We start from the raw sequence: 16,495 nt of genomic DNA, 5'->3' as shown, positions 1-16,495 counted from the left end.
ACTGATTTTGAAATTCCATCAGTGATCTTTATCACAAATAAATATACTTTTCATTACTTTTGGTTTATATCTTGGTAGCTGGGTTGACCAAATAAAGAACTTGCTTGCTTTACAGCACGTATAATTGCTTGTTCTACTACTTCTACCGCGAGCATACCAACAATATTTAAATCCACATCTACTTGATTCGAAGTCATTGCGAATAACGTATCGCCATCTACTAAAGTATGAGAAGGTCGCATTGTTCTAGCCATACCATCGTGGGCGATAGATGCTATTTTATTCATTTCTGCTTTACTAGCTTTCGCATTCGTTAGTATGCTGCCGATTGATGTATTACTTGAAAAACGATTTGTTGTGCTCTCTAACTGTTTCAGTAATTGTTTCTCCGTATTTAAATACACACCTTGTTCTCGGTCAAATATACCAGCTAAAATCTCATTTGTACTCGGATCAATAATATCACCAAAACTATTGACTGCAATAACAGCTCCTATTTTTAAGTCTCCTATTTGAATAGCATAAGTACCAACTCCACTCTTCATGCTGTAAGAAGGTCCAAGGCATTTCCCAACAGTTGCCCCCATTCCTGCTCCAACATTTCCTTGTGCATGATCACGCATGTCATATTCACTGTTCAGACATGCTTGGTATCCCATTTTCGCATCAGGACGAATATTCACTTCACCAATTGCTAGATCAAACAGAATCGCTCCTGGAACAATTGGTACCTTTGCAACTTGCACGTCAAAACCTATTTTTCTCTCTTCTAGATAATGCATTATGCCAGTTCCGACTTCCAGACCATAAGCACTCCCACCGCTTAAAAAAATAGCATGGACTTGGTCAACTAAGTTTTCTGATTTTAATAAATCAGTTTCTCGTGTACCAGGTGAACCACCTCGAACATCTACTCCTGTAACCGCACCTTTCTCAGAAATAATTACGGTACAGCCAGTAGCTGCTTTCTCATTTTGAGCATGACCAATTTTAAATGCGTCTATTTCGTTCATAGTAATTTCAATAATATTATGATGCATTATAGTTCCTCCTCGATTTTTGATAAAAATTAGTTTAAATTGTTGATATAAAGTAAATAGTTAAATAACAACTGATATGGGGTGATAATATGAGTAAATTAGGAGCACACATGCTTGTTAGTGGCGTCGTACAAGGTGTAGGCTTTCGCGCTACAACCCAAATGAAGGCAACTGAAATGGGAGTTAACGGTTGGGTGAAGAATTTAGCAGATGGTAGGGTTGAAATTGAAGCAGAAGCAGAAGTCGAAACCTTATATGAGTTCATTGATTTGATTAAAAAAGGTCCAAGAAAATTTATTAAAGTAGATCACGTAGAACTGACAACGTATGAGAAATTAAATGACTTTCAGAATTTTAAAGTCGTGTAGATAAAAAAGCCGTAATTTCACAATCTGAAATTAGCGGCTTTTTATCTATTCTGTCTATTTCTCTTCAAAGAATTTACGATTCAAAGCAATATAATCATGTTCCTTATCTGGAACTTCATCTTCCATATAAATTGCCTCTACTGGACAAACCGCTTCACACGCTCCACAATCAATACAAATATCTGGATCGATATAGAACATATCTTTTCCTTCTTCTATACAATCAACAGGGCAAACTTCTTCACATTCGCCTGCTTTCTCTTCTATACACGGTGACGTTATTACAAAAGCCAAAAATTACTCCTCCTTTAAAACATTCTTACTGTGTTATCATATCACAAATACATAATCTACCCAATGTATTTCATGCATCCAGCTAACTGAAATTCACTTTACCATACATGTTCAACGGCATACTTATCTGCTTCTTTTTGAATAACAAATACATCAGGAGTTGTTAGCATCTTCCAGTTAATAAAGCCGAATTCTTTTTCAAATTGTGATAGTAATATCGTTAATAAATTACCATGGGTAACAATAGCAATATGTTCATGTTCTTCATCTTGTAGTGCTTGATGTAAGACTTCCAAACCTCTTTTTAGTGCATCATTGGAAGATTCACCACCAGGTAATCGAAAATCAAAGTTAGAAAACGATGTCTCCAACACATCAATCCAGTCATCTATTGGTTCATTACTTAATATTCTTTCTTGTAAGCGACGATCCTTTTCAATTGAGATATGGTGTTCATCTGCATAAGGTTTAATGGTTTCTATTGCACGCATAAATGGACTGGATATAATCCTGTCCAATTTAATTGGTTGTTTATTTAAAAATGCAGCTAAACGATGTGCTTGATTGACACCACTTTGTGTTAGTGGTGAATCTTTATGTTGCCCTTCTGCCTGACAATGACGAATTAATATAAGTTGTTTCACTACATCATCTCCTAAAAAGGGTTCAGTCTATTATTATACATAAATAGTGGAAACACAAGTCTGATAAGTAAGTCTATTTTGATTATTTATAATTAATTTCATTTTTCTGTGAAATACTCTTTCCTAAAACCACCAATACGATTCGTATTATCTATTATAAAATAGAATTCGTCTGTTTCATTTTTAACGTCGTACACTTTCTCAGGTGTTAAGACATGATTGACTACAAACTTTTTTGCATCTGCATGTACGCATTTGATTTGTTTTACTGTTACGTTATTTTCCCAATTTAAATGGATCATGTTTGCACTCCCTTCTTCTATCTCTAAGTAAAGCACTTTACTCTCTTAGTTTATCACGTTTTCTATTAAAAAATAAGCTATTGATTTCTAGATTGGACAAACTTTGGTAAAATCAGTTGAATGATAAAGGGTACTAATAGAACAATAGTGAGTAATCGAATCGTTTGCAAGGAGCTAACAATGGAAGAATCACCACCAACTGACTGAGCAGTTAGAGCCATTTCAATTAAACCTCCAGGTGCAAAACTTAGTATAGCAGTAGCTAGATCCACCGCTGTCAACATGCTAAATATATACCCAAAACTACCCGCCACTATTATTAGAAAAACGGAAAGCAAAAAGTAATACAAGGCGAATTTCCCTGCCTTTTGTATATCTTTTAATGAGATCGAGTAACCAAGATAAATACCTAAAGTAAGTTGTGCAAAAATATAGAATACATTTGGTAAGATAAATAATTGAATGGGCAGCATTTGCAAGATACCGACTAGTATCATTGGAATAATAACAAGTGCTGCTGGTACTTTTTTCTCAAATCTAAAAGCTATAAAATAAATGACTACATATAATGCTACTGTCCATAGCGGACCTTGGTTAACAACAACAGCTGATTGCAAAGTAGTTGAATTGACAGGTATAAAATAATGTGATGCTACAAAGGGAACGATTAGTAGAACAGACAACAAACGAATGGTGTGAAAAATAGTCACTAGTCCAGTATTACCCTTTACTGACTCACTTAATGCGATAATTGCCGATAAACCACCTGGAATACTACCAAGCATACTCGTAATCGGGTCAATAGGTAACCATTTCGACAATAAATAGGCAGCTATTAAGCTAATAGCAATCAACAAAAGCGTAAATAAACCATAAGGAATGATATAAGGCATTACATCAGTGAATGTCGTAGCTGTAAAGGTTGTACCAATCTGAATTCCCATTATAGTAAAACTTACTTTACGTAAAGGTAAAGAAGCTTGGACCTCTATTCGTGTAACTGTTTGAACTGCAAAAATACCTATTAATGGACCTAATATCCACGGTAACGGAACATGAAGCCACGTAAATAATAAACCAATAATGACCCCCACTAGGTAACCTGTTCCTAAACGTTTTATGTAAGGCAATGTCATAGAAATCCTTCTCTCAATCAGTTCAATATTAGTTTATTATAAATAAAATGACCTCCTACCACAAAAGTAGCATGAGGTCATTGGTCTTATTTAAAAAAGGCTGTTAGATATCCATACCCTTCTTCTTCCAATTTTTCTTTTGGTACGAATCGCATGGCTGCTGAATTCATACAATAACGCATTCCACCAGCTTCAACTGGTCCGTCATCAAAGACATGACCTAGATGAGAATCTGCATCTGTACTGCGAATTTCTATTCTTCTCATGCCATGTGCAGTATCAAGGGTTTCTTGTAATTGGTTACGATCAATTGGCCTGGTAAAGCTTGGCCAACCACAGCCCGCATCATATTTATCTTTAGATGAGAACAAAGGTTCTCCACTTACGATATCTACATAAATGCCCTCTTGTTCTAAATCATAATATTCATTTTGATAGGGTGCTTCGGTACCCTTTTCCTGTGTTACTTGATATTGGATTGGTGTTAATTTCTTTTTTAGATCTTTTTTATCATATTTAGGTTTCCAATTGTTCTTAATAAAATCTTCTCTACCAGAGCCTTTTTTATATAAACGATAATGAAAACCTTGCTTTTTATAGTAATCCTGATGGTGTTCTTCCGCACGATAAAAGGTAGAAGCTGGTAATATCTTTGTTGCAATTGGCTTTTTAAATTTACCTGAATCTTCTAGTTCCTGCTTTGACTGTTCAGCTAGCTCTTTTTGTTCATCTGTATGATAAAAAATAGCTGTCTTATATGAATCGCCTCTGTCATTAAACTGTCCACCTGGATCGGTAGGATCTATTTGACGCCAGAAGAGTTCAAGTAATCGCTGATAGGGAAAAATGGTCGGATCATAAGTAATTTGAACCGCTTCGACGTGACCTGTTGTATCGGAACACACTTCTTCGTATGTGGGGTTTTCTGTATGTCCCCCTGTATAGCCTGATACAACCTTCTCTATACCAGGTTGTTCGTCAAAAGGTTCGACCATGCACCAAAAGCACCCACCCGCAAATGTTGCTACTGCTTTATTTAATTGATCCACAGATCATTCCTCCAATGATTAATAGTGTTCGTACATAGGTATAGTTTAATTCTTTTTACATTTGTTTTCAAATATATAGTTTAGGTTTCGAACTCTGTGACTGTGTTTGCTTTATTTGTTTGGTATTCATTTCTGTTTCAATATGATAAAGATCATCTGATGATTCATTAATGGATACTTTTTGTCCTTTATCAACCAATTCGTCTTCCTGGGTTGAATTTGTTACTTGATCTTCATCCTTAATTTCATCTTCATCAAGGACCGTATCCGCTTCGTCTTCCTCATCATCAGACTCTTGAAATGCTTTTAATAACGCTAACATAGAAGGTATATTTTTAACCATTGGTCCGTATTGTTGAATTAGTGGTGTAACAGACTGTGACATCTTCAGCACTTGTTGAATATTGTTTAGTGTTCCTGTAACCCCAGATCCGCCACCTGAGTTTTCTAACAGTTTAGTAGGCAAATACTTTTGAAGAATCCCCATTATACCTGTTTTTTCAACTGGATCGACTTGAGAAGGTAATCCTCCTTGTTGAAATGGTCCCCCCCAATAATCAAATGGTTGTCTGCTAGCTGGTGGTAACAATTGTTGTGTTGGAGGCCTTCCTTGGAAACGTGAAACCATAATAATCCCTCTTTTCTACTGATTTTGCTATGATATTGTACGCCATGGAACGGAATCTGTGTAGGTCAGGTACACAAAAAAAGAGCCGTTCATTAAATAAGAACGACTTTTTCATTATAGAATAGCTGCATTATTTCCTGGGCAAGCGCAAAATAATTGTTTATATTACATAGGAGTAGAAGCAAACGTGTCATTAATTGACGCTATAAAGAGAAAGAAGTTGATACGTGCAAATTGTTTCGTCATTTTTCCAAGTTAGTTCGATAACTTTTCCAAAACCAATTTGATCTGATTCTTGATGGCGTCTAATTTCCATCCGCTCTTGCATGGGAAATAACCAATAACCTGCTAATGTGATAGAAAAATGATTCTCAAACCCTTCCACACGTATTTCTTTTGCATCTGTAACGAGTTTTGTTTCTATTGTAAGCGGCATTGTCATATAAAAACCTCCGTTCTATTTTCTTTCATTATACAGTAATATCGTTTCAATTTAAAAAGTAAAGACTGCACGTGATCCTTGTGGAGAAGGTTTAATTTGTAACTTCGCATAAATTTCCTCTTTTAATTGTGGTACATGTGAAATAATTCCTAATACACGATTAGATTGTTGCAGTCCTTTTAAACATTCTATAGCTTGCTCTAAAGATAGTTCGTCCAATGTTCCAAATCCTTCATCAATGAAGAGCGTTTCTAATTGTACGCCACCTGCATGAGCCTGGACAACATCTGCCATTCCTAAAGCTAGGCTAAGTGCCGCTTTAAATCCTTCGCCACCTGATAGTGTTCGGACAGAACGTTGTTGGCCTGTGTGTTGATCCATCACCTCTAAGTCTAAACCACTCTTTGCACCTCGTTTTGCGACTTCATTACTGCGTATGAGTTGGTAACGATGTTCTGTTAACTGATCCATCCGTATATTAGCTTGTAATAGTATTTCATCTAAGAAAGAAGATAAAACATAGCGCTCAAATGATAATTTCAAATGATTCGTACCACGCGCAAGATCTGCTAATTCAGCAATATCATAATATTTCTTTTCATATGATTGTTGCTCTTTCACTAATTTTAGAATACTAGTAAGAAGTCTTTCATGTTGTTGTATCCTCAAATCACTTGCATGAAATGCTTGATTTGTTTGTTCTAGTTCTACTGTATATTTATCAACCATTTCTTTTAACTTATCAAGATCTGGTTCTGTTTGATTGTACAATTGTTCGGTTAATACATGTAACTGTTCCGTAATCTTTTGTTTTAATTGTGTGTAGTGTTCAATTTCAGCTCTTAACTTATTTAAGTGTTCGATTGATCGTTTTGCTTCTTGATAATGCTTCATACTTGCAAAACCAGCTTCTTCAACTTTTTGATTTAAAATTGCTTCCTGTTCTTCTTTTCTATGTGCTAATTCTGTTGTGAACTTTTCAAAAGAAACAAGATTAATTCGAGCTTCATCACGTTTTCGTTTACTACTTTCCCATATCTTTTGTTGTTGTTCCAACTGTTTAAACCATTCATCCAATGCTTGTTCTGTTTTTTGAATATGGTCCTGCCATTCATTTACTGTCAGTGACTGTGTTGGAATGTCTGATTTTAATTGTGTTAGTTGCGCTTCTATTGTTAATTGTTCATTCTTTGCATCTTCTAATCGTTGCTTCTCTGTTTCCAACTCACTAGTTAACTTTTCTATTTCCTTTGTAATCTGTTGCTTCTCTACTTCCGCTTTGTCTAAACGTTTAGCTTTAATCTCTTCTTCTTTGAAAGCTTGTTTTTTCTTTTCTATTTTAGCTAAAGATTGCATCGTTAGTTCTTTTAAAGCTTCTTGATTAAGGCTATCAATGGAAAGATTAAATTCTCCAGCTAGATTCTCAACTAATTCCCGTTTTGTTTCCCCTTTAGACTTTGCATTAACATATGCATCTTGCCATTTTGTTACTGCTTCCTCTAATTGAACTAAAATAGCTTGTTCTTTATTATATGCTTCTTCTGATATTATAGTTGCTTTATTCGTTGCTTTAGAAGGATGATCTTGTGACCCACAAACTGGGCACGCTTCACCATCGTGTAAGTGATTCGCTAATACAGAAGCATGATGTATTTGCTGTTTTTTTTCCATTTCTTGCAAACGTTGACGCTGGTCTTTTATTTGTTGATTTATATTTAAATAGCTATTTTTCACTTGTTTATAGTCCTTGCGCAATACTTCTAAATCAGTGAAAGCCTCTAGCAACGTATGGCTCTTTTTATCTGATTCTTGTGCGTGCTGTAAATCTTTCTCTGCCTGATAATAAGCTTTTGTTTGTTGGGATTGTGTACGTAATAAACCGTCAACTTGTTGAAACGCTTTTTGCTTAGCTTCCATTACTTTTGTCACAGATTGTACGTTATCACTTGTTTTAGCAACCTTTTTCTTAGCTGCTTCTAAAGCGCTGTTACGTTGTGTGTATTGACGTAACTTTTCAACTTGTTTTTTCTTTTCAACAAGTTGGGCTCGTTCTTCTTGTTTTTCTTTTTCCATTTGTTTTTGTTGCTCATACTTTTCTGTCACGTCTTGAAAACCATTTTCGAGAGTTAGTAATAACTTTTTTTGGTTCGTTACTTTTTCTTGTTGCTCTTTCCATTCTTGTCGACGATCAGCTGCTTGTTTCTCATATGCTAGTAATGTATTTGCTTTATCACCCAACAATAACACGTGCCTTTTCTCTTCTATTTCTTTTTTTTGTTGCTCCATGTTTTGCTTTTCTTTTGTCAGTTGTGCCTTCTCTAGAAATTTATTTGCCATCTGTTTTCCGTTGAAGAAAGCTTCCTGACTATGTTGAAGTTTATCCTTTTTTTTCGTTACCCTTTTATTTAAATCTATTCTCTTCTCTTTATCTACTTTTATTTTATCTTGTAGTGCTTCAATAGCTTTATTAGTAGTTGATAGATCTACTAGAGTAGGATCATCCCATTCTATTTTGTTCATTTCCTGCGTTACTTTCCACTCTGTTTGCTCTAATTGTTCTTTTATATCTTTTGCTTGTGCTTTTAGTGCTTCTGTTACATCTTGATAAAAATACGTTCTAAATATTTTCTGTAAAATTTCTTCCCTCTCGTTACTATTTTCAGCTATTAACTTACGAAACTCTCCTTGAGGAATCATAATCATTTTACGAAATTGATCATAATCAAGACCTAGCATCTCCTCGATTGTTTCGTTAACGTCTTTAATTTTCGAGTGAATTAGCAGTTTTTCACCGTCTTCTATCTGATAAAGTTCCGCAAGTGCGGGCTCTTCTCGAAATCCTTCACCTCTTTCTTTTAACTTTAGCTGTTTAGGTTGTCGGTAAACGAAGTAGGTCTTTTCTTTTAATTGAAAGGTAAAAGAAACTGCGGTTTTGTCATCAGGTGTAGCAAAATGACTACGAAATGTATCATGATCACGGTCACTACCACTTGCTTTTCCGTATAGCGCAAAGCAAATTGCATCAAATATGGTAGTTTTACCAGCACCAGTTGGGCCTGTTATTAAAAAAATAGATTCATTGCCTAACTCCCTGAAATCTATCTCCTGTTCTTCCTTATATGGTCCAAAAGCAGATAGTATAATAGATACAGCCCGCATCTTATTTCCCCCTCTCTTGTTCGATTAACGTTTGAATAACTTGATCGATATGATCTTTACGTTCTTTCGTAATTGGTTCGCCTTTCATTTCTTCATAAAACGTATGAAATAGTTGTGCATGGGTCATCTTCTGTTTTTCTTTAATTTGATTTAATTCATTTAACTGTCGGTTCGATTGCAGTACTTTGCGCTCTAGACGTAAAATATTTGGATACTTTTGCCGTAACTTCCCAATCGGATCCAATATTTGACCATCATCCAGTAAACGAATGTGTAAATAATCCTCTGTTGGTTCCGCTTTATCCCCATTTATAAATTCATCAAAGTAACCTTCAATAATTCGCAAATCACGTTTTGGTTGCAGTGGAATACGTGACATGTCAATGGTTTTGTCTGCGGCTAAGTTAATCATCGTAACTGATTTTGTATTACTGGCTTCCGAGAAAGAATATTTCAAAATGGATCCACTATATTGAATCCAGTCATAGGTAACCTTTTGTGGCTGATGTAAATGGCCTAAAGCTACATAACTAAAATCTTTAAATAAATAGCTATCAATATAGGGACTACCACCAATCATCGATAACCTTTCTTCAGAATCAGTTTCCATACCACCAGCAAGAAATGCATGTCCAATTAAAACATGTCGTTCTTCCATATTTTCACGTGCTTTTATACGGTCAATAATCGTTTCCATTGCTTGTTGATGTGATTGAATCGTCTCGTCCTCAAATACAGATCGAGCATCAGCAGGTTCAATATATGGAATAAGATGAAAATGAACAGGTCCAAATTCGTCATCAAATGTTAGTGATCTCAATTCAGTTGTTAACTTTGTTTCGATAAAGAGATTATTTTCTCTAAATAAACGACTACCAAATTGTAAGCGATCAGGACTATCGTGGTTACCAGATATAATCAAGATAGGACAATTAAATTCCGTAATTAATTGTGTCAAGACACTATCTAAAAGTTCAACCGCTTCTTTAGGTGGGATTGAACGATCGTAAATATCTCCAGCTATAATAATTAAATCTGGTTTTTCTTCTCTAACAATATCTATTAATTGTGCTAAAACATGTGCTTGATCTTCTGTCATGTGAACGCTGTTAACGATTTTTCCTAGATGCCAATCTGCAGTATGCAAAATTTTCATGTGTTCTACTCCCCCTCTTGCTAAAAAAGCTAATATAAATGGAGAGGCCCTAGTATACACTAGAGCCTACTTTACTTCTTGATAGTCATCCCATAAATGATCAAATACTTGAACGGCCTCTTTGAATGGGATATTCCATTCTAAATACCGACTAATCTCATCATATGATTCACTATGTTTAGGAAAATCATGATCACGAAACATCCATTCTGCTAATCGGCTTTCGTTTGTTACTTTCTTCGCTCCTCGGTACCGCATCATATATTGATAGAATGAGCGCATCTTTTCTCTCCTTACATGACTTGCTTATTTTTTTCGGTCATATTGTATAAAGTAATAATCCTCTTGATTTTTTTCATCCTTTATTCCTTTGGTTTTACTAGTGATGATCCACTCTTCTTCGTTGTAGGAAGGAAAATACGTATCACCTTCAAACGTGTTATCGATGTAGGTCATATACATTCTGTCAGCATAAGGCAAGACTTGTTCAAAAATAGTACCTCCACCAATGACGAAGTATTCCGTTTCTGGGTTAGCTTTATTCCAATCAAGAATTGTATCAATAGAATGGATTATGTCACATCCTTCTTGTTGATAGGTTTGATCGCTGGTTAAAATAACGTTCTTTCTTTTTGGTAAAGGTTTCTTAAATGATTCGAATGTTTTTCTACCCATTATAATCGTATGATTTAGTGTTACATCTTTAAAGAATTTTAAATCCCGTGGTAAATCCCAAGGCATCCATTGTTCATATCCAATTACCTGATTTTTATCCATAGCAAAGACAAATGAAATCACACTATGCACTCCTTTCTTTATACAGCTACTGGTGCTTTAATTGCTGGATGTGATTGATAATCAACAATTTCTAGATCATCCATTTCGATATCAAAAATAGACGATAACGCCGGATTAATTTTTAATGTAGGAAACGCATAAGCTGTTCGATCAAGTTGTGTTTTCACTTGTTCTAGATGATTAACATAGAGGTGTGTGTCTCCTAATGTATGAATAAAATCACCAACTTCTAAGTTACATTCATGCGCAATTAAGTGTGTAAGCAAAGCATAACTTGCTATATTAAACGGAACACCTAGAAAGACATCACCACTCCGTTGATATAATTGGCAAGAAAGTTTACCATCCGCTACGTAAAATTGAAACATGATATGACAAGGTGGTAATGCCATATTACTTGGAACATCTTCTGGATTCCACGCAGTGACAATATGTCTTCGTGAGTCAGGGTTTTCTTTAATAGCCTTTACTACTTGACGCAATTGATCAATGGTTTCCCCTTGTGACGTTTTCCATGCTCGCCACTGGCTTCCATATACAGAACCTAAATCCCCATATTTTTTTGCAAAAGCATCATCATTTAAAATGTTATCTTTAAACTTATCCATTTCCGTTTTATATACTTTTGCAAACTCTGGATCATGTTGACTCCGGTTGCCAAAATCGGTCATATCAGGACCTTCATATGCTTCGCTTTCAATCCATTTTTTAAATGCCCACTCGTTCCAAATATTATTGTTGTGCTTTAATAAATATTGGATATTCGTGTCACCTTTTATAAACCAAATTAATTCACTGGCTATTAATCGAAACGGAACGCGCTTCGTTGTTAATAAAGGAAATCCTTCTTGTAATGGAAAACGCATCTGGTGTCCAAATACGGATAATGTACCTGTTTGTGTTCGATCATTTTTTTTGTTTCCATTTTCTAAAATCATATGACATAAATCGAGATAAGTTTGCTCTCCTGTTGTCATGATATACACTCCTTTATTTACAAAATTACTAAAATCTTATTGTATCATATTACAAAAACATTTCGTTTTGTATAATAGTACATTTCTTAACCAATTGCATCATAATTTACTACGTACAGATAATTTGAAAGGAGGCGTTTTACATGCTTTCGACTAGTAACATCCAACAAGTTGCAAAACACTCCATGGCTTATGGCTATATGATAAGTCAACCTTTCGCCTTTTACGTAGATGCCTATCCGATGATTCAAAATGAAATCTTTCAAAACGAAGACGTAGCTGTTGCGTTTGGTGAACATAATCAAGCTGTTCGTGTACTGCAAAAAAAATTAAATTACTTATCGTATTACAACAAGGAAATTGATGGAGAATTTGGTATATTTACCGAATATGCACTAAAGAAATTACAGATTGAACATGATCTAAGTATAACAGGTAAAACTGATCAACAAACAATTAATATCATATTAAGCAGGGAACGCGAAAAATATTTAGCACCTTTAAAAGACATAGACCAAACGTATTATCTAGGTGAAACTGGAGAAGCAATAAAGAGCATCCAACAGGCATTATACTATTTTGGTTATTATAAAGATTCATTAGATGGCATTTTCGGTCCAAAGACTAATCAAGCACTGATGTATTTTCAAGAAGACAATGGATTAGAAGTAAGGCAAGAAATCAATCAAGAAACCATACAAACACTTCAACAAAAAGAAACCGAAGCAAAGACTGCTGCTATAGAGGTTGCTGTTGAAGTGAAAACAAATCAAGAAAAAAGTGTAAAAGAAGACAATGCTACACCAAAAGAAAGCGTAGTCGTCCCTAAAAAAGAGACAAATCAATCAGTTGATATCAACCAGTTAATTACTACAGCAAAACAGTATAGAGGAACAACCTATTTATGGGGCGGGACGTCACCTAGCGGATTTGATTGTAGCGGTTATATTCAATATGTATTTCAGCAAATTGGTATATCTATTCCAAGAACTGTTTCTGAAATATGGAATATGTCAGTACCGGTGGAACAACGTTCAATTGGTGACTTAGTCTTTTTTGAAACCTATAAATCAGGACCATCACATATGGGAATATACCTAGGCAATAATCAATTTATACATGCTGGCGAATCAAATGGTGTAGAAATTAGCGATTTAGGTATTAGTTACTGGCAAGAAAGGTATATTGGAACAAAGCGCATGGCTGTGGAAAAATAACTACTAAAATTGGTGAAGCAAGCGGAAAGCTAATGGATCCACCGCTTGCCTCTTTATTAATAATATGCATCACTGTTCCACTCGTTATAAAAAATAGAAAGAAAATGTTCCATATAGGTATGGCGTTCGATCGCTATACGTTTCGCTGTCGGTGTTTTTATTTTGTCCTTTATTAATAATAGTTTATCGTCAAAATGTTGAATAGTTGCATGTTGTTTTTGTTGTTCATCCTCTGAATGTATGGGACGATTTTTATTGCCACCATAAGCAAATGCTCGTGCAATCCCCATTGCCCCGATTGCATCTAAACGATCTGCATCTTGAACGATTTTACCCGCTAAAGATTTTGGATCTTGTCCTTTTCTAAATGAAACAGTAGATATTATCTCTACGATCGTATTAATCTGATCGTCTGATAGAGAAATAGACGCTAAAAATAGTTTTAACTCTATTATTGCCTTTTCGGGATCTTTCGTTAATTTATCGTCTGCAACATCGTGAACCCAACCAGCCAATTCACAGAGAAGTACATCACCATGTTCTTGTTCTGCTAAATACTTCGCCATTTTGGCCACACGTTTCATGTGATAATAATCATGTCCGGTGGCATCCGAATGAAACATCTTATAAATGTAAGCCTCTACTTTCGCTATAATAATCTCGTTTTTCATTAATAGCTCACCTCATTTCTATTCGAATAAATCTAATTGTCTCGGATTTAGGTTATCATATGAAATATGTAATAACTGTATTAATTCTTTTGCATTATTACTAGCATCTCCACCGGAATTATTATTAAATAAGACCGTGACGGTTTGTGTCATTTTCTCTAATTGTCTTATGTATGTTGCCCATTCTGTTAACGCTTTTGCATTATATTGATAAAGGTATCGTACATTTCGCCAGTCTTCACCACCACGACCATTGCGATTCCAACCATGGACATTTCTACCATGCATGCGAATAAGTGCAGTAGTTGGATTGGTAATTTCTAAGACAGTCGGAACAGATCCTTCACCAGCTTGTGGTTCATCACAAATCGTATGTGTCCAGTCATTCTTCTTAATTAAATCTAATGTAGCTTGTCGATGAGCAGCTTCAAACCATGTTTGGTTCCTGAATTCAATTGCTATTGGTTGATTTGGAAGTAGTTGTTTTATTTTTTGCAACTTTTGAATGTGGGCCACGCGAACATCGAACCAAGGTGGAAATTGAAATAAAATAGCTTGTAGCTTAGATGCCTTACTTACTGGTTCAATCGATTCAAGAAATGACTGAAATAATTGCTTCGCTTCCTGAATCGTTCGTGTTATACGATCATGTCCGGTCATAGATTGATGCGCCTTGATAACAAATTGAAAATGATCTGGTGTCTCAGAAATCCATTTATCATAATTTTCTTGCGACTGAATGGCATAAAAGGAACTATCTATCTCCACAACTGGGAAATGTGAACTATACGTTTCTAATTTATTCTTCTTTTTATCTGCATCTGTATACAAGGTGGTATGATCTCCCCATCCAGTTAAGCCAATTAGTATTGTCATACATGCTCCTCCATTTATTCTGGTGTAACTAACAAGCAAAAGAAAAATACAAAAACTCTCCTTGCTTGAAATTTCACTTTATAGTAAAACGAATTACTTTATTTTACCACATGCAAAAGGGATAGTGCATTCAATTCCTTGACTGCTTAAATTGAATAAGCTATATTGAAATCAAGTAGTAGACCGTATTAGATGCATGTATGTAAAGTAGCTTTTTTAGAATTGGATGCACAAATGCTCAACGTCTTTAGATAGGGGTGCGTACTAATGATAGAAGTATATGTAGATGGGGCTTCTAGTGGAAATCCTGGACCAAGTGGTGTTGGTATTATTATTAAAAACAAACAACACTATTTATCCCAAAATTTTTATGTAGGTATTCTTTCTAATCACGAAGCCGAAATACATGCCGTGATCAAAGCACTACAGTTATGCAAAGATAATTTCCCAGATCAAATCTTGTCTATACGTTCTGACTCAAAATTAGTCGTAGATATCATTGAAAGAGAGCACACTAAAAATAAAACTTACCAACCCTTATTACAGGAAATACTAGCCGAAATTGAAACGTTTCCCCACTGTTTTATTAAATGGATACCAAGTACACAAAATAAAAAGGCAGATCGTCTCGCACGAGAAGCAATTTTACAATGGAAAAATACAACTACATGATTCCTTTATTCTGAAATTCCTTTATCGCCTGTTTTTCGGTCGTCACCTTTTTCTCTTGTAACAACTCCAACAAACTAATATAGAAACTTCCATCAAATTGATGTTGAATTTGGAGCGTCGTTTTTAATGCCATGATGATTAACCAATCATTTGCATTCGTATACTGTTTACCAAAATAAATAAATTGCACTTCCTCATCTGTTAATTTGAAACCCTTTTCCCATAATAGTTCAATATAATCTCCAAGCGTTACATTATTCTTCATTCGATCCCCTCTTTCAAAAAACCTCACCAACACATTAAAATGGAATCATGACCTTACTAATGACAGCACCTATAGTAAGTATAATACAGTTTTTTGTCGAATACTAGATTAATTTTATACGCCATTGCCCATACTGAGACTATCTTTATTTAATTAACAGAATTATTTTAATAATTAAACTAATTATTAATATATTTACATTTCATAACAAGCGGAATAAAATAGATAATTAGCATTATATTACATAGATACAGTAGGAGGAAACAACATGAAGAAATTTTTATTTGCGTTTAGTTTAGTAACACTATTAATTATCACTGCTTGTTCATCGGATGAAAACGAAGATGCAACAACAGAAACACAAGAAGAGCAAACAACAGATGAGCAATCCGTGCAAGTTGGGTTATTAGATGCTCAAGCTGAATTAACAAGTGATGTAGCGCCATACCAACAACAGATTAATGCTTATCAAGCAGCAGCCGCTGATGAAGAAGTAGACGAAGCAACAGTTCAATCTGCATTAGATGAGGCGAAAACTGCTGCTGAAGAGGCATCTAGCACGCTTGAAGGTTATTCATTAGAAACTGAATTACCAGAAGAACAAAAAATGCAATATGAAGAAGCTATTGCTACTTTGCAAAGCTATTACCAAGAAGTTCAAACTGGTTTAGATGCTGATGAAGTAGATTTAACAACTGCACAAGCTGCGTGGGATGATTTTCAAGCGGAAGTCACTTCACTTTATGAAGCAAATGATTTAATTGCTCCTGATATGGCCTCAGCATTAAGTTAATAGAATCA

Annotated in this window: 20 protein-coding genes; 4 read left to right on the top strand and 16 right to left on the bottom strand. The window is 35.0% G+C overall.

All coding sequences use genetic code 11. The features are described from left to right. Window positions 1-53: 53 nt before the first annotated feature. The gene (locus D2K62_RS01065) at window positions 54-1,040 is read right to left on the bottom strand and encodes a P1 family peptidase (RefSeq protein WP_112181109.1); all 987 of its coding nucleotides are present in this window, start codon (window positions 1,038-1,040) and stop codon (window positions 54-56) included. 89 nt (window positions 1,041-1,129) lie between these two features. On the opposite strand from D2K62_RS01065, the gene D2K62_RS01060 reads away from it, so the two are divergent. After that, entirely contained in the window at window positions 1,130-1,408 is a 279-nt protein-coding gene (locus D2K62_RS01060; RefSeq protein WP_112181110.1) for an acylphosphatase, read from the top strand. A 54-nt stretch (window positions 1,409-1,462) separates the two neighbouring features. Here D2K62_RS01060 and D2K62_RS01055 read toward each other — a convergent pair whose 3' ends face one another. The 12 genes from D2K62_RS01055 to D2K62_RS01000 all read right to left on the bottom strand — a co-directional run bounded on the left by D2K62_RS01055 (window position 1,463) and on the right by D2K62_RS01000 (window position 11,993). After that, entirely contained in the window at window positions 1,463-1,702 is a 240-nt protein-coding gene (locus tag D2K62_RS01055) for a ferredoxin family protein (RefSeq protein WP_112181111.1), read from the bottom strand. Window positions 1,703-1,800: 98 nt separating this feature from the next. Then, window positions 1,801-2,346: a histidine phosphatase family protein gene (locus D2K62_RS01050; protein WP_117160767.1), complete on the bottom strand. Its 546-nt coding sequence runs from the start codon at window positions 2,344-2,346 to the stop codon at window positions 1,801-1,803. A gap of 98 nt (window positions 2,347-2,444) precedes the next feature. Next, complete coding sequence (locus tag D2K62_RS01045) at window positions 2,445-2,648, bottom strand: DUF6501 family protein (protein WP_112181113.1); 204 nt, start codon at window positions 2,646-2,648, stop codon at window positions 2,445-2,447. A gap of 77 nt (window positions 2,649-2,725) precedes the next feature. Then, complete coding sequence (locus D2K62_RS01040) at window positions 2,726-3,784, bottom strand: AbrB family transcriptional regulator (protein ID WP_112181114.1); 1,059 nt, start codon at window positions 3,782-3,784, stop codon at window positions 2,726-2,728. Window positions 3,785-3,870: 86 nt separating this feature from the next. Next, entirely contained in the window at window positions 3,871-4,833 is a 963-nt protein-coding gene (gene msrA, locus D2K62_RS01035) for a peptide-methionine (S)-S-oxide reductase MsrA (protein WP_117160766.1), read from the bottom strand. 67 nt (window positions 4,834-4,900) lie between these two features. Then, on the bottom strand, window positions 4,901-5,461 hold the full coding sequence (gene vrrA, locus D2K62_RS01030) for a VrrA/YqfQ family protein (RefSeq protein ID WP_117160765.1): 561 nt from the start codon (window positions 5,459-5,461) through the stop codon (window positions 4,901-4,903). Window positions 5,462-5,654: 193 nt separating this feature from the next. After that, window positions 5,655-5,903 (bottom strand): DUF2584 family protein, encoded by a 249-nt coding sequence (locus tag D2K62_RS01025; protein ID WP_112181117.1) that lies wholly within the window; start codon window positions 5,901-5,903, stop codon window positions 5,655-5,657. Window positions 5,904-5,954: 51 nt separating this feature from the next. Then, a complete protein-coding gene (locus D2K62_RS01020; RefSeq protein ID WP_117160764.1) occupies window positions 5,955-9,062 on the bottom strand; it encodes an AAA family ATPase in 3,108 nt (1,035 codons plus the stop codon). A gap of 1 nt (window position 9,063) precedes the next feature. After that, window positions 9,064-10,218: an exonuclease SbcCD subunit D gene (locus tag D2K62_RS01015; RefSeq protein WP_117160763.1), complete on the bottom strand. Its 1,155-nt coding sequence runs from the start codon at window positions 10,216-10,218 to the stop codon at window positions 9,064-9,066. A 66-nt stretch (window positions 10,219-10,284) separates the two neighbouring features. After that, window positions 10,285-10,500, bottom strand: a complete 216-nt coding sequence (locus D2K62_RS01010) for a YozE family protein (RefSeq protein WP_112181120.1) — start codon at window positions 10,498-10,500, stop codon at window positions 10,285-10,287. A gap of 24 nt (window positions 10,501-10,524) precedes the next feature. Further along, window positions 10,525-11,016, bottom strand: coding sequence for a dihydrofolate reductase (locus D2K62_RS01005; RefSeq protein WP_112181121.1), 492 nt, complete (start codon window positions 11,014-11,016; stop codon window positions 10,525-10,527). 17 nt (window positions 11,017-11,033) lie between these two features. Next, on the bottom strand, window positions 11,034-11,993 hold the full coding sequence (locus D2K62_RS01000) for a thymidylate synthase (protein ID WP_117160762.1): 960 nt from the start codon (window positions 11,991-11,993) through the stop codon (window positions 11,034-11,036). Between the two features lie 143 nt (window positions 11,994-12,136). On the opposite strand from D2K62_RS01000, the gene D2K62_RS00995 reads away from it, so the two are divergent. Further along, entirely contained in the window at window positions 12,137-13,210 is a 1,074-nt protein-coding gene (locus D2K62_RS00995) for a C40 family peptidase (protein WP_117160761.1), read from the top strand. A gap of 56 nt (window positions 13,211-13,266) precedes the next feature. On the opposite strand, the gene D2K62_RS00990 is transcribed toward D2K62_RS00995, so the two are convergent. Next, complete coding sequence (locus D2K62_RS00990) at window positions 13,267-13,881, bottom strand: HD domain-containing protein (RefSeq protein WP_117160760.1); 615 nt, start codon at window positions 13,879-13,881, stop codon at window positions 13,267-13,269. An 18-nt stretch (window positions 13,882-13,899) separates the two neighbouring features. Beyond that, window positions 13,900-14,757, bottom strand: a complete 858-nt coding sequence (locus tag D2K62_RS00985) for a DUF72 domain-containing protein (RefSeq protein ID WP_117160759.1) — start codon at window positions 14,755-14,757, stop codon at window positions 13,900-13,902. Window positions 14,758-15,024: 267 nt separating this feature from the next. Between D2K62_RS00985 and D2K62_RS00980 the strand changes: the two genes are divergently transcribed. Beyond that, on the top strand, window positions 15,025-15,429 hold the full coding sequence (locus tag D2K62_RS00980) for an RNase H family protein (protein WP_117160758.1): 405 nt from the start codon (window positions 15,025-15,027) through the stop codon (window positions 15,427-15,429). Here D2K62_RS00980 and D2K62_RS00975 read toward each other — a convergent pair. Next, window positions 15,422-15,694, bottom strand: coding sequence for a DUF6123 family protein (locus D2K62_RS00975; RefSeq protein WP_112181127.1), 273 nt, complete (start codon window positions 15,692-15,694; stop codon window positions 15,422-15,424). The genes D2K62_RS00980 and D2K62_RS00975 overlap by 8 nt on opposite strands. A gap of 268 nt (window positions 15,695-15,962) precedes the next feature. On the opposite strand from D2K62_RS00975, the gene D2K62_RS00970 reads away from it, so the two are divergent. Continuing rightward, window positions 15,963-16,487 (top strand): hypothetical protein, encoded by a 525-nt coding sequence (locus D2K62_RS00970; RefSeq protein ID WP_117160757.1) that lies wholly within the window; start codon window positions 15,963-15,965, stop codon window positions 16,485-16,487. The last annotated feature ends 8 nt before the right edge of the window (window positions 16,488-16,495 follow it).

The organism is Paraliobacillus sp. X-1268 (assembly GCF_003426095.1).
GTDB lineage: Bacteria > Bacillota > Bacilli > Bacillales > Amphibacillaceae > Paraliobacillus_A > Paraliobacillus_A zengyii.
This window is presented reverse-complemented; position numbering and strand designations above follow the sequence as displayed.

Coding starts and splice junctions, on each gene's coding strand:
- D2K62_RS01040 (WP_112181114.1), bottom strand. CDS start 3,784: ATGACATTGCCTTACATAAAACGTTTAGGAACAGGTTACCTAGTGGGG.
- D2K62_RS01060 (WP_112181110.1), top strand. CDS start 1,130: ATGAGTAAATTAGGAGCACACATGCTTGTTAGTGGCGTCGTACAAGGT.
- D2K62_RS01000 (WP_117160762.1), bottom strand. CDS start 11,993: ATGACAACAGGAGAGCAAACTTATCTCGATTTATGTCATATGATTTTA.
- vrrA (WP_117160765.1), bottom strand. CDS start 5,461: ATGGTTTCACGTTTCCAAGGAAGGCCTCCAACACAACAATTGTTACCA.
- D2K62_RS01020 (WP_117160764.1), bottom strand. CDS start 9,062: ATGCGGGCTGTATCTATTATACTATCTGCTTTTGGACCATATAAGGAA.
- D2K62_RS00970 (WP_117160757.1), top strand. CDS start 15,963: ATGAAGAAATTTTTATTTGCGTTTAGTTTAGTAACACTATTAATTATC.
- D2K62_RS01045 (WP_112181113.1), bottom strand. CDS start 2,648: ATGATCCATTTAAATTGGGAAAATAACGTAACAGTAAAACAAATCAAA.
- D2K62_RS00995 (WP_117160761.1), top strand. CDS start 12,137: ATGCTTTCGACTAGTAACATCCAACAAGTTGCAAAACACTCCATGGCT.
- D2K62_RS00980 (WP_117160758.1), top strand. CDS start 15,025: ATGATAGAAGTATATGTAGATGGGGCTTCTAGTGGAAATCCTGGACCA.
- D2K62_RS01015 (WP_117160763.1), bottom strand. CDS start 10,218: ATGAAAATTTTGCATACTGCAGATTGGCATCTAGGAAAAATCGTTAAC.
- D2K62_RS01065 (WP_112181109.1), bottom strand. CDS start 1,040: ATGCATCATAATATTATTGAAATTACTATGAACGAAATAGACGCATTT.
- D2K62_RS01025 (WP_112181117.1), bottom strand. CDS start 5,903: ATGACAATGCCGCTTACAATAGAAACAAAACTCGTTACAGATGCAAAA.
- D2K62_RS01010 (WP_112181120.1), bottom strand. CDS start 10,500: ATGCGCTCATTCTATCAATATATGATGCGGTACCGAGGAGCGAAGAAA.
- D2K62_RS00985 (WP_117160759.1), bottom strand. CDS start 14,757: ATGACAATACTAATTGGCTTAACTGGATGGGGAGATCATACCACCTTG.
- D2K62_RS00990 (WP_117160760.1), bottom strand. CDS start 13,881: ATGAAAAACGAGATTATTATAGCGAAAGTAGAGGCTTACATTTATAAG.
- D2K62_RS00975 (WP_112181127.1), bottom strand. CDS start 15,694: ATGAAGAATAATGTAACGCTTGGAGATTATATTGAACTATTATGGGAA.